This is a genomic window from Curvibacter sp. T50, from assembly GCF_057219955.1.
Window position 1 is genome coordinate 1,274,733 of the sequence record NZ_JBXVVU010000001.1, and the last position, 11,906, is coordinate 1,286,638.

General features: G+C 68.6%; 14 protein-coding genes. 3 read left to right on the plus strand and 11 right to left on the minus strand.

Going from position 1 to position 11,906, the window contains the following annotated elements:
• Window positions 1–130: 130 nt before the first annotated feature.
• Genes AC2EBU_RS06030 through AC2EBU_RS06045 form a run of 4 tightly spaced genes read right to left on the minus strand, consistent with a single transcriptional unit; the run spans window position 131 to window position 3,031 of the window.
• The gene (locus AC2EBU_RS06030; RefSeq protein ID WP_484609458.1) at window positions 131–1,561 is read right to left on the minus strand and encodes a sensor histidine kinase; all 1,431 of its coding nucleotides are present in this window, start codon (window positions 1,559–1,561) and stop codon (window positions 131–133) included.
• Complete coding sequence (locus AC2EBU_RS06035) at window positions 1,561–2,256, minus strand: response regulator transcription factor (RefSeq protein WP_484609459.1); 696 nt, start codon at window positions 2,254–2,256, stop codon at window positions 1,561–1,563. Before AC2EBU_RS06035 ends, AC2EBU_RS06030 begins: the two co-directional genes overlap by 1 nt.
• A gap of 21 nt (window positions 2,257–2,277) precedes the next feature.
• A complete protein-coding gene (locus tag AC2EBU_RS06040; RefSeq protein WP_484609460.1) occupies window positions 2,278–2,577 on the minus strand; it encodes a hypothetical protein in 300 nt (99 codons plus the stop codon).
• Window positions 2,570–3,031, minus strand: a complete 462-nt coding sequence (locus AC2EBU_RS06045) for a Spy/CpxP family protein refolding chaperone (protein WP_484609461.1) — start codon at window positions 3,029–3,031, stop codon at window positions 2,570–2,572. The genes AC2EBU_RS06040 and AC2EBU_RS06045 overlap by 8 nt, the downstream gene beginning before the upstream one ends.
• Before the next feature lie 162 nt (window positions 3,032–3,193).
• On the opposite strand from AC2EBU_RS06045, the gene AC2EBU_RS06050 reads away from it, so the two are divergent.
• The gene (locus tag AC2EBU_RS06050) at window positions 3,194–4,192 is read left to right on the plus strand and encodes an alpha/beta hydrolase family protein (protein WP_484609462.1); all 999 of its coding nucleotides are present in this window, start codon (window positions 3,194–3,196) and stop codon (window positions 4,190–4,192) included.
• Window positions 4,193–4,204: 12 nt separating this feature from the next.
• Here the strand turns inward: AC2EBU_RS06050 and AC2EBU_RS06055 are convergent, their stop codons facing one another.
• Window positions 4,205–5,143: a LysR family transcriptional regulator gene (locus AC2EBU_RS06055; RefSeq protein WP_484609463.1), complete on the minus strand. Its 939-nt coding sequence runs from the start codon at window positions 5,141–5,143 to the stop codon at window positions 4,205–4,207.
• A 119-nt stretch (window positions 5,144–5,262) separates the two neighbouring features.
• Here AC2EBU_RS06055 and AC2EBU_RS06060 point away from each other — a divergent pair, with 119 nt between their 5' ends.
• Window positions 5,263–6,234 carry a Bug family tripartite tricarboxylate transporter substrate binding protein gene (locus AC2EBU_RS06060; RefSeq protein WP_484609464.1) on the plus strand — a complete coding sequence of 324 codons (972 nt, stop codon included), beginning with the start codon at window positions 5,263–5,265 and terminating at the stop codon, window positions 6,232–6,234.
• Window position 6,235: 1 nt separating this feature from the next.
• Entirely contained in the window at window positions 6,236–6,610 is a 375-nt protein-coding gene (locus AC2EBU_RS06065) for a hydroxyisourate hydrolase (RefSeq protein WP_484609465.1), read from the plus strand.
• A 15-nt stretch (window positions 6,611–6,625) separates the two neighbouring features.
• Here AC2EBU_RS06065 and AC2EBU_RS06070 read toward each other — a convergent pair whose 3' ends face one another.
• The 6 genes from AC2EBU_RS06070 to ligK form a co-directional block, all read right to left on the minus strand.
• Complete coding sequence (locus tag AC2EBU_RS06070; RefSeq protein ID WP_484609466.1) at window positions 6,626–7,636, minus strand: aldo/keto reductase; 1,011 nt, start codon at window positions 7,634–7,636, stop codon at window positions 6,626–6,628.
• A gap of 194 nt (window positions 7,637–7,830) precedes the next feature.
• A complete protein-coding gene (locus AC2EBU_RS06075; RefSeq protein WP_484609467.1) occupies window positions 7,831–8,781 on the minus strand; it encodes a Gfo/Idh/MocA family oxidoreductase in 951 nt (316 codons plus the stop codon).
• Window positions 8,782–8,903: 122 nt separating this feature from the next.
• Window positions 8,904–9,782, minus strand: coding sequence for a class III extradiol dioxygenase subunit beta (locus AC2EBU_RS06080; protein ID WP_484609468.1), 879 nt, complete (start codon window positions 9,780–9,782; stop codon window positions 8,904–8,906).
• 2 nt (window positions 9,783–9,784) lie between these two features.
• The gene (ligA, locus tag AC2EBU_RS06085; protein ID WP_484609469.1) at window positions 9,785–10,228 is read right to left on the minus strand and encodes a protocatechuate 4,5-dioxygenase subunit alpha; all 444 of its coding nucleotides are present in this window, start codon (window positions 10,226–10,228) and stop codon (window positions 9,785–9,787) included.
• A 2-nt stretch (window positions 10,229–10,230) separates the two neighbouring features.
• Window positions 10,231–11,169, minus strand: a complete 939-nt coding sequence (locus tag AC2EBU_RS06090) for an amidohydrolase family protein (protein WP_484609470.1) — start codon at window positions 11,167–11,169, stop codon at window positions 10,231–10,233.
• A 9-nt stretch (window positions 11,170–11,178) separates the two neighbouring features.
• Window positions 11,179–11,862, minus strand: coding sequence for a 4-carboxy-4-hydroxy-2-oxoadipate aldolase/oxaloacetate decarboxylase (ligK, locus tag AC2EBU_RS06095; protein ID WP_484609471.1), 684 nt, complete (start codon window positions 11,860–11,862; stop codon window positions 11,179–11,181).
• Window positions 11,863–11,906: the final 44 nt, after the last annotated feature.

Genomic DNA, 11,906 nt, shown 5'->3' on the forward strand with positions numbered 1-11,906 from the left:
GCCCCGACCCCCTCGGCAGCGAGATTTCAAGTCATTTCGGCCCATACCCAGCGTGAAAAGGTCACTTTAAGCTACGTTTTTTATAGCCGAAAAGCGTCCTGTCGCGGCCGGGCAGGAGGCCCCCGGCGCGTCACGGACCGGGCAGCGTCACGGTGACCGCCAGTCCGGGCGCAGCGTTGCGCAGCACAAAGGTGCCGCCATGCGCCTGCGCCACCAGGCGGCACAGGGTCAGGCCCAGGCCCACGCCGCCGGCGCTGCGGGTGCGGGCGCTGTCGGGGCGGTAGAAGGGTTCGGCCAGGCGGGCGAGCTGGTCGTCGGGCACACCGGGGCCGTGGTCCCGCACGGTGATGCACAGGCCGCCGTCCGCCATGGCGGCGAACGTGATCGCGGGCGGCAGCGGCCCGCCCGCACCGTGGCGCAAGGCGTTGTCGAGCAGGTTGCGCAGCAGCAGGCGGATGCGGCTGCGGTCCAGCGGCAGCGCGGGCAGCGGCTCGGCCGTGTGGATGGCGACGGCAGCGGCCGCCGGGTGGCGAATCTGCAGCTCCCCCAGCACCTCGCGCGCCAGCGCGGGCAGTTCCACCGGCTCGCGGTGCAGCGCGGCGTGGCGGCCGGCCAGGCGCTCGCTTTCCAGCAGGTCGCTGACCAGGTTGGACATTTCCTGGAGGTCGCGCAGCAGGGCTTCGCGCTGGGGCGCGACGTCGGGGCCTTCAGGCAGCAGCTCGACATTCAGGCGGGCGCGGGTCAGGGGGCTGCGCAATTCGTGGCTGATGGCCAGCAAGAGCGCTCGTTTGGCGTCGAGCATCTGGCGGATGTCGTCGCCCATGGTGTTGATGGTCTGGGCCAGCTGGCCAAGCTCGTCCGGCCGGCGGGGGTGGCGCACGGGGATGGGCTGCCCGAAGTCGCCGGCGCCGAACCGGCGCGCGCCCTCACCGATGGCGTCCAGCGGCCGCAGCAGGTGGCGCGCGTACAGCCAGGCCAGCAGCGTCATCAGCAGCAAGGCGGCCAGCCCGTAGCCGACCAGGCGCGGGCGGCGCTCGAACACGCCGGTGTGCAGGCCGAACTCGATGGTGTGGCCGTCGGCCGTGGTGCGCTGGGTGATGCGAGGCCAGTCGGCGCCCCAGTCGTCGCGGCGGCCGTTGGCCTCGGCCCCGGCCACGCCGCCGTCGTCCGCGCGGCGCCAGCGTTCGCTGCGTGCGGGCTCGGGGTGCGAGGCCCACTGCACCTGCGGGCCGCGGATGTGCACGGTCAGCACCGCCAGCCGCTCGGTGAGCGCGCGGGCGCGTGCCACGTCGGGGCTGCCGGCGACCGTGATGTCGGCGGCCAGGCGGTCCACGTAGTCAATCAGCAGCGGGCGGGCGGCCTCGCGCCAGCCGACCGAGAACGCCTTCTGTGCGCCGGTGACGAACACGAAGGTCATCGCCGCGGCGAGCAGCAGGAACAACAGCACCAGCCGCAGCTTGATCGAATGCGCCAGCCGGTGGCGGGCGCGGTGCCAGCGCGAGGCGGGCGGCCGCGCGGCGGCCTTGGGGTCGGGTGGCGGGGCGGGCGTGGCGGGGTGCATCAGGCGTCGCGCCGCAGGGCCAGCGCGTAGCCGGCGTTGCGCAGCGTCTTGATGGCGTCCAGCGGCTCCAGCTTCTTGCGCAGGCGGCTGATGACGATGTCCACCGCGCGGGTGTAGAGGTCGGCCTCGTGGCCGCGCAAGCGGTTGAGGATGTCGTCGCGCGAGAACACGCGGCCGGGCTCGCGGGCCAGCACCAGCAGCAGCTCGTATTCGGTGCCGGTCAGCTCCACCGCGGTCCGACCGCGCCACACCGCGCGGGTCGCGGTGTCGATGTGCAGGCCGTCGAAGCGCAGCGTGGTCGCATCGTCGGCCGGGGTGGATTCGACGGCCGCCGGTTTGCGCCGGCGCAGTACCGTTTGCAGGCGAGCCACGAGTTCGCGCGGCTCGAAGGGTTTGGGCAGGTAGTCGTCAGCGCCCAGCTCCAGCCCGACGACGCGGTCCATCACGTCGCCGCGCGCGGTGAGCATGACGATCGGGAGGTCGCTGTCCTTGCGGATGGCGCGGCACAGCGCAAAGCCGTCCATCTCGGGCAGCATCACGTCCAGGATGGCGGCGTCAAAGCCACCGGCCTTGAGCCGCGCCAGCCCCTCGCTGGGACGGGTGGCGTGTTCCAGCTGCAGGTCAAACCGCTGGAAATAGGCGGCCAGCGGCGGGCCGAGGTTTTCGTCGTCGTCGATCAGCAGGATGCGGGTCATGGACAGATTCTGGCAGGCCGGTCAGTGCAAGGCGTCGCTGAGCGCCCGGTGGCGCAGGATGAGACGCCGGATGCGCTGCTGCGCGGCGTGCTCCAGCCGGTCGAAGCGCTCCCCCACGTCCATCAGGGCATCCAGCACCGGAGCGGCCGCTTGCGGATGGCGCCCGGCCAGCGGCGCCGCCAGATGCCGCGCGTGATCGCGGTCGAAGCGCGGGCCCCAGACCAGGGCCAGCACTTCGGCGTGGGGATCTTCGGCCCCGGCCAGCAGCGCCTGCACGTGCGCGTGGCCCTGCCGGGTCAGGGCCCGCAGGCGATCAGCCACGGCCCCACCAGCCGCGGCGGGCCATGCGGTCTCGCACCTTCTGCTGCTGCTCGGGCGTGAGGCTGTCATAGAAGTCGCCGAACGCGGTGAGCAGTCTGGGGCTGCTGCCTTGGGCGGTCTGCAGTTTCTGGTCGACCATCTGCTGGGCCTTGCTGCGGTCGAACTTCGCGCCGGCGATCAGGCCCTGCAGGTCGGCCCGCGGGTCCGTGCTGGCGCCGCGCATGGCCTTGCGGGCGGCGACCATTTCGTCGGCCAGCACGCCGAGTTTGGCTTTCTGGTCGGCGTTGAGCTCCAGCTTGTCGGTGATGCGCTCGACGGCTTTGCCGCGCATTTCGGTCACGCGCTCGTCGCTCCAGCCGCGACCGTGATCGCGATGGCCACAGGCGCTGAGGCCGCCCAGCAGCACGGTGAGAGAGGTCAGGCCGATCAGGCTGCGTTTGATCCAGGGTTTCATGGCGGGTTTCCTTTCCGGGAAATGGTGTTGAACCGGCTTGCCATGGTGCCGGCGCAGGCCTGAAACGTCTTCTCGGGGCGGTATCGCTTTGTTTCGTTTTATTTCGGCGGGGGCATGCGGGCTTCATGCGCGCTTGACAGTCGCCTGCCCATAATCCGCGCCATGCCCACCCGCCGCCACTGCCTGACCCGCCTGGTTGCTGCCGCCGCGCCCCTGGCGATCGGCGGTCGCCTGGCGCACGCCTCCACCCTGCCCGGCCCGACCGTCATCGACGACCTCTGGACCGATGCCGCGCGCCAGCGCACGGTGCCGGTGCGCCTGCGCTGGCCGGACGCGAACCGGCACGCCGGGCCCTGGCCGGTGGTCATCTTTTCACACGGGCTGGGAGGCACCCGCGATGGCGGCGCCGTCTGGGCCGAGGCCTGGGTGGCGGCGGGTTTTGCCGTGGTGCAACTGCAGCACCCCGGCAGCGATCTGGACGCGGTGGGTGCCGTCGCGGCCAGCTTTCGGGACCAGGCAGCCCTGCGCAGCCTGACCGGGCCCGAGCAGCTGATGGGCCGGCTGCGCGATATCGGCTTTGCACTGGACGAAATCAGCCGGCGCCACACGGCCGCAGAGGGCTGGTGGAGCCGGGTACGGCCCACCGGCGTGGGGCTGGCGGGCCATTCGTTCGGCGCACACACCACTTTGGGCATGGCGGGGCAACGCTACCCCGCTTTTGACGGCATCGACGAGCCACGGCTGGCCGCGTTCATTGCGTTCTCGCCCACCGTCCCCAGGCTGGGCTCGGCCCATCGGGCCTTTGAGCGCCTGACGCGACCGGTGCTGTCCATCACCGGCACGCGCGATGGCGACGTGGTGGGCGTGGGCGCCACGCCCGAGCGGCGCATGGCGGTGTTCGGCGCCCTGCCGCCGGGCCACAAGGCGCAGCTGGTGCTGCAGGACGCCGACCACATGACCTTCGCCGGCCAGACCGGCCGCGCCGTGGAGATCGTGCCGCGCGAGCCCATCACGCGCGACCTGCAGGCCACCCACCATGCGCTGGTAGCGTCCCTCACCGCCGACTGGTGGCGGGCCACCTTGATGGACGATGCTGCCGCCTGGCAACGGCTGGCATCGCCGCCCGGGCTGGCCAGCGGCGACCGCTGGCAGCGCAAGTAGCGCCACCAGCGCTCAGGAGCCGGCTGCCCGGACGGCACCCAGCCAGTCGGCCACCTGCGCCGTCAGCAGCTCGGCCACGATGCGGGCCATGCGGGGCAACGGGCGCGAGGCGCTGATGGCCACGCCCACCGTCTGCGGCTGCAGGTTGCGGTCGCGCAGGGGCACAAAACGCACCGTGCCAGCCAGGATTTCCGGGCCCATGTCGAATTCGGACGTCAGGGCCACATGGGTGCCGCTGACGACCAGCTGCTTGACCAGCTGCAACGAGTTGGTCACGACCGGCGGGCGGGCCTCGTGCAGCAGCCAGCCATGGCGCCGCTCCAGGTAGCGGCGGATGCTCAGTGCGCGGCTTTGCACCGCCAGCGGCCACTGCGCCACGTCCTTGAGCCCCGGTGCGGGCAGCTGCGCCAGCGGATGCCCCGCGGCCACCGCGCAGCCCAGCGGCAGTTCGGCCGACCACAGCAGGTGCAGCTCGCGCTGCGCACGCAGGTTGAAGGCCACGGCCACGTCCACCGAGCCATCGGCCAGGCGACGCACGGCGTCGTCGGGGCTGGCCACGTCGACCTCCAGCGACACGCCCGGGTGCGCCTGCCCGACCACATGGACAAACGCAGGCAGGAAGCCGTTGACATGGCTGTCCATCACCAGCAGACGCAGCTGCCCGTGGCTGACGCCCTGCAGCTGCTTGATGTCCGACAGCGCGCGGTTGAGGTCGCTCTTCCAGCGCTGCGACAGCGCCATCAGCAGTTCGCCCGCCGCCGTCAGGCGCATGCCGCGCGGCAGGCGCTCGAACAGCGGCACACCCAGCTCTTCCTCCAGCAGCAGGATCTGGCGGTCGATGGCCGAGGCCGAGATCGCCACCTCGCGCGCGGCGGCCTGGACCGAGCCGAGCTGGGCCACCGCGGCCAGGTAGCGCAGTGACTTGGGATGGAGCGAGACCGGCAGGTTCATGCGTTCTGTTTTGGGCAATGCAATGTCAGAAATTATGCGATGGACAGCAACAATGATCGCCCCCACACTGTGGCCACGCAGGCCGTGTGGCCTGCCCTTCGATTCCAGGAGTCCGCCTCATGTTGTCCCGCCGTTCGCTGATCGCCACCGCCGCTGCCGCCGCCCTGCTCCCGCTGGGTGCCCAGGCCCAGGCCTGGCCCCAGAAACCCATTCGCATCGTGGTGACCTTCGCCCCCGGCGGCTCGTCCGACATCGTGGCGCGGCTGCTGCAGCCCGGACTGCAGGAAAAACTCGGCCAGCCGGTGATCGTGGACAACAAGCCCGGCGCCGGCAGCACCATCGGCGGCAATGAAGTGGCCAAGGCGCCGGCCGACGGCTACACCCTGCTGCTGTCGAACACCGCGCCGATCAGCATCTCGCCCTTCATGCTGGACAAGTCGCCCTACGATCCGATCAAGAGCTTCACCCACATCGCCTACATCGGCTCGGTGCCCAACGTGTTCGTCGTGAACCCGTCGGTGCCGGCCAAGACCATGCCGGAACTGATCAAGTGGATCCAGGCGCAGAAGACGCCGGTGAACTACGGCTCGGGCGGGGTGGGTTCGATCGGCCACATCGTGGGCGAAATGTTCAAGGCGCAGCACAAGCTGAACATGGAGCATGTGCCCTACAAGGGCTCGACCCCGATGCACACCGACCTGCTGGGCGGCACGCTGCAGTTTGCGGTGGACACCTACACCAACAACGTGCCGTTCATGAAGGACGGCAAGCTCGTCGGCGTGGCCGTCACCTCGCGCGCCCGCATGGGCCTGACGCCGAACGTGCCCACCGTGATCGAGGCGGGTTATCCGAAGCTGGTGGCCGAGAACTTCCTGGGTGTCTCCGCGCCGGCCGGTGTGCCCAAGGACGTGGTGGACAAGGTGCACAAGGCGGTGGCCGAGATCGTGGCGCGGCCTGAGGTGGTCAAGCGGCTGGAAGACCTGGGCGTGGCGACCGGCAAGATGAGCCAGCCGGAATTTGCCGACTTCGTCGCGAAACAGGTGGCTGAATGGGGCCCGGCCGTCAAGGCGTCTGGCGCCCGACTGAACTGACATGCCCCACTTCGGCGGGCTGTCCATTCACTGCGTCGACGTGGCCGCCGGTCGCGTGGCGACCGGACTGCGGGTGCGGGTGCGCCGCCTCGGGCCGGACGGCGAACCCGAGGGCGCCCTCCTGGCCGAGGGCATCATCGGACCGAACGGTCTGCTGAGCCACCCCGTGCTGATGAGCGAGGCCATCGGCCCCGGCGGCTACGAGGTGCGCTTTGACGTGGGCGACTTCTACCGTGCCCAGGGCACCGTGACCCCGTCGCCGGGCTTTCTGGAAGTGGTGCCCTACCGCTTCCATATTGCCGACGCCAGCCAGCACTACCACCTGCCGTTCAAGTTCACCGCCTGGGGTTTCTCGCTGTTCCGCGGCGGCGCCTGATCCGGGTCGGCGGGTTCAGGACGGCGCAAACACCTCGGTGTCCACCTCGCGGTTGGCCTGGTCGCTGTAGCGGTCACCGGCCACGGTGCGGGCGTTGATCAGCGCGTCCAGCCGCGCCAGCACGTCGGCAGACAGGCCCACCTGGGCGGCGCCCAGGTCGTCCATCAGATGCTCGACGCTGGTCGTGCCCGGAATCGGCAGGATGTCCTCGCCCTGGTGCAGCAGCCAGGCAAGGGCCAGCTGCGCGGGCGTGCAGCCCACCTCGGCCGCGAGCGCGTTGAACGGGGGCAGCAGGGCCTGGTTTTTCGCGTAGTTCTCCGGCGAAAAGCGCGGCATGCTGCGGCGGATGTCCTTGGCGTCGAACGCGGCCACATCCAGCGGCCCGCACAGGAAACCGCGCGCCACCGGGCTGAACGCGACAAAACTCACACCCAGCGCGCGGCAGGCCGCCAGCACGGCGATCTCGGGATTGCGCGTCCACAGCGAATACTCGGTCTGCAGCGCGGCAATCGGGTGCACCGCGTGCGCGCGGCGCAGCGTGGCGGCGGACACTTCGGAGAGGCCAATCGCGCGGATCTTGCCCGCGCGCACCAGGTCCGCCAGCGCGCCGACGCTGTCTTCGATCGGCACCGATTTGTCCCAGCGGTGCAGGTAATACAGGTCGATCACGTCGGTACGCAGGCGCTGCAGCGCGGCCTCGCAGGTGGCCCGGATCGTGTCCGGGCGCCCGTCGATGACCCGCACCAGCTTGCCGTCCCCGGCCACATCCACGCCCTGCATGCCGCACTTGCTGGCCAGCGTGAACTTCGCACGGTGGGCGCCCAGCACCTTGCCCACCAGCGTCTCGCTGGCGCCGAAGCCGTACAGCGCGGCCGTGTCGAAGTGCGTCACCCCGGCGTCCAGCGCCGCCAGCAGCAGCCGCTCGGCCTGCGCCTCGGACACGGGCGCGCCGTAGGCGTGGCAGATGTTCATGCAGCCCAGGCCGATGGCGCTGACGGAAAACGGGCCCAGTTGGCGTGTTGGCATGGAAATAGTGGTCAAAACGGTCAATACCCAGCGTGAAAAGGTCGTTTATTGCTATCAATACTGCAGTTTTTCAATGCCCGACCGCAGCGTCTTCCCGTTCCGGCTGGTCCGGCACCGCCGCCAGAAAGCGCTCGAAATCCGCCCTTCGGCCGAGTGCGGCTTCCTGGCGCAAATAGTCCAAGGCTTCCACGGCTTCACCCCTCCAGCTGCTGCTCCAGCTCGTGCAGCACACGGTAGCAGTCCAGCACCTGGTGCACGCTGCTGTTGGGTTCGCGGCCTTCGCGGATGGCGGCGAAGAATTCGCGGTCCTGCAGCTCGATGCCGTTCATCGACACATCCACTTTGGACACATCGATCTTTTCTTCCTTGCCGTTCACCAGATCGTCATAACGGGCGATGTAGGTGGCGGTGTCGCCGATGTAGCGGAAGAACGTGCCCAGCGGGCCGTCGTTGTTGAAGGAGAGGCTCAGCGTGCAGATCGCGCCATTGGCGGCCTTGAGCTGAATGCTCATGTCCATCGCGATGCCCAGCACCGGGTGGATCGGGCCCTGGATGGCGTTCGCTTTCACGATGGGGCTGCCGCACTGGTACGCGAACAGGTCCACGGTGTGGGCGGCGTGGTGCCACAGCAGGTGGTCGGTCCAGCTGCGCGGCTGGCCCAGTGCGTTCATGTTGGTGCGGCGGAAGAAATAGGTCTGCACATCCATCTGCTGGATGTTGAACGCGCCGGCCTTGATCTGCTGGTGCACGTACTGGTGGCTGGGGTTGAAGCGGCGGGTGTGGCCCACCATGGCGACCTTGCCGGTGGCTTTTTGCAGCGCGGCCACGGCCTGGCCGTCACGGTAGACATCGCACAGCGGAATTTCCACCTGCACGTGCTTGCCCGCTTCGAGGCAGGCGATGGTCTGGCTGGCGTGCATCTGCGTGGGCGTGCACAGGATCACGGCGTCCAGCTCCTTGATCGCCAGGCTGTCGGCCAGCTCGGTGGTGACGTGGGCAATGCCGTACTTGTCGGCCACTTCGCGCGTCTTGTCCAGGTCGCGGCTGATCAGGCTGATGACTTCGACATCGGGAATGTTCCTGATGCCGTCCAGGTGCTTGATGCCGAAGGCGCCGGCGCCGGCCAGGGCTACTTTGATGGTCATGGTGTGTTCTCCGAATGAATGGTTTGGGTTCCCTCTCCTTGTGGGAGAGGGTCAGGGTGAGGGCTCCAGGTGCAAAAGAACCCTCACCCCTGCCCTCTCCCGCGGGCGGGAGAGGGGGCGAATCACGCGTTTTCCAGGATGAGGTGGCCCACCGCCGTGTTGGACGCGGGCACATGGTAGAAGCGGTGGCGCACGGTGGGAGCCGGGCCCTGCACCTGGCCGTCGACCACGTCGGCCATCGCGCCGCGGGCGATCAGCCACATCACCAGTTCGATGCCTTCACTGCCGGCCTCGCGCACGTAGTCGATGTGCGGCGTGGCGGCGCAGGCCACCGGGTCGGCAATCATCTGGTCGAGCCAGGCGTTGTCCCATTCGCGGTTGATCAGGCCGGCGCGCGCGCCCTGCAGCTGGTGGCTCATGCCGCCGGTGCCCCAGATGTGCACGTTCAGGTCTTCGTCGTAACTCTCCACGGCCTTGCGGATGGCCTGGCCCAGCGCGAAGCAGCGCCGGCCCGAGGGCACCGGGTACTGCACCACGTTGACGGCAAACGGAATCACCGGGCAAGGCCAGGCGTCGGTCTTCGGGTCGAGCTCGCCGCACATCAGCGACAACGGCACCGTGAGGCCGTGGTCCACGTCCATCTTGTTGACGATGGTGAGGTCGAAGTCCTGCTGGATGACCGACTGCGCGATGTGCGAGGCCAGGTCCGGGTGGCCGATGACGGTGGGCACCGGGCGCGGGCCCCAGCCTTCGTCGGCCGGCTGGAACTGCGCCGCGGTGCCGATGGCAAAGGTGGGAATCATCTCCAGGCTGAAGGCCGTGGCGTGGTCGTTGTAGACGAGGAAGATGACGTCGGGCTGGTGGTCCTTCATCCATTGCTTGGAGAAGTCGTAGCCGGCGAACAGCGGCTTCCAGTAGTCTTCTTTCGTCTTGCCCAGGTCCATGGCCGCGCCGATGGCGGGCACATGGGAGGTGTAAACGGAGGCGGTGATCTTGGCCATGGTCAGGCTCCCTTCTTCTGGCCCGCCGCACCTTGCGGCTGGTGCTGGGGTTGCGCATCACCGTCCTCGCCGAGGAAGCGGTTGCCTTCGATGGAGCGGCCGCCGCCGATCATCATGTCGCGGTATTCCTGCTCGGTCATGCCGGTCATGGAGCCGGCCATCTGCTGGAAGCTCTTGCCGTCGGTGGCGCCGATCTTGGCCAGGAAATAGATGTTGCCGCCGGTGCGCATGCACCAGTTGAGGTCCCGCGCCAGCACGGCCTGTTTCTGCTCTTCGGTCATCGGCCATTCATCCAGGTAGGCGCGTTCGTCCGCCTTGAAACGCTCGCGGTTGGCGGCCTTCATCAAGCTCATGCAGAACTGGTTGAGCCAGTAGCCTTTGCGGCTTTGCTCGGCATCAAAAATGATGGTGCCGGGCACATCGAGGTAGGGTTTCTCAAGGGACATGGTCAGCCTTTCACTTCTTCAGGCCAGTACAGGCGCATCGGGTTGTCCACCAGCAGTTTGCGTTGCAGCTCGGCCGTGGGCGCGATGTGCGGGATGAAGTCCACCAGCAGGCCGTCGTCGGGCATGTGGTCTTTCAGGTTGGGGTGCGGCCAGTCGGTGCCCCACAGCACGCGATCGGGGAATTCCTCCACCACCTTGCGGGCGAAAGGCACCACGTCCCGGTAGGCGGCCTGTTCGCCGTTCAACGCCTTGGGGCCGGTGACCGACAGGCGCTCCGGGCAGCTGACCTTGCTCCAGACGTTGGTGTGCTCCCGCATGAATTTTTCGAACAGCGCGAACTGCGGGCCGTCCACCGGCAGACTCACATCGGGGCGGCCCATGTGGTCCACCACCACGGTGGTGGGCAGCGCGGTGAAGAAGTCCCACAGCTCGGGCAGGTCCACCGCCTCGAAGTAGATCACCACATGCCAGCCGAGCTTCGCGATGCGCCCGGCAATCTCCATCAGTTCGTCCTTGGGCGTGAAATCGACCAGACGCTTGACGAAGTTGAAGCGCACGCCGCGCACGCCGGCCGCGTGCAGGGCCTGCAGTTCATCGTCGGTGATGCTGCGCTTCACCGTGGCCACACCGCGCGCCTTGCCGCCGCTGCTCAGGCAGGCATCGACCATGGCGCGGTTGTCGGCCCCGTGGCAGGTGGCCTGCACCACCACGTTGCGTGCAAAGCCCAGGTGGTCGCGCAAGGCGTACAGCTGGTGTTTGCTCGCATCGCAGGGCGTGTACTTGCGCTCCGGCGCGTAGGGAAATTCGGCGCCTGGGCCGAAGACGTGGCAGTGCGCGTCAACGGCGCCTGCCGGAAGTTTGAAGGTCGGCGTGGTCGGACCGGTGTACCAGTCGAGCCAGCCGGGGGTCTTGGTGAAGTCGCCAGTGGTGGGTTTGCTCATGGTGAGCCTTCAATCGATGTACTTCAGACCCGCAGCCGCCAGCGGCTCACGCATCTTGTACATGTCCAGGCCCAGCACGCCGCTGGCCAGCCTGGCGCGCTTTTCGCCTTCAAAGCTCTCGCGCTTGACCGCCGCCTCCAGTGTCTGCACGGCGCGGGCGGCGGGCACGCAGACCACGCCGTCGTCGTCGGCCACGATGACGTCGCCGGGCGTGACCAGCATGCCGGCGCACACGATGGGGATGTTCACCGAGCCCAGCGTGGCCTTGATCGTGCCCTTGCTGCTGATGGCCTTGCTCCAGACGGGGAAGTTCATCTCCTTGAGCGTCTTCACGTCGCGCACACCGGCGTCGATGATGAGGGCGCGGGCACCGCGGGCCTGGAAGCTGGTGGCCAGCAGATCGCCGAAGTAGCCGTCGGTGCATTCGGCGGTGACCGCCGCCACCACGATGTCGCCCGGCCGGATCTGCTCGGCCACGACATGCATCATCCAGTTGTCACCCGGTTGCAGCAGCACCGTGACCGCCGTGCCGGAGACCTGCACACCAGTCTGGATCGGGCGCATGTAAGGTTTGAGCAGGCCCACGCGGCCCATGGCCTCGTGCACGGTGGCCGAGCCCAGCGCGGCCAGGCCGTCGGCGGCGACGCGGTCGGCGCGGGTGATGTTTCTATAGACAACGCCTAGTTCGTACATGTTCTTTTCTCCGAGATGCTGTTGGTTCGTGGTGGTTGGGCGTT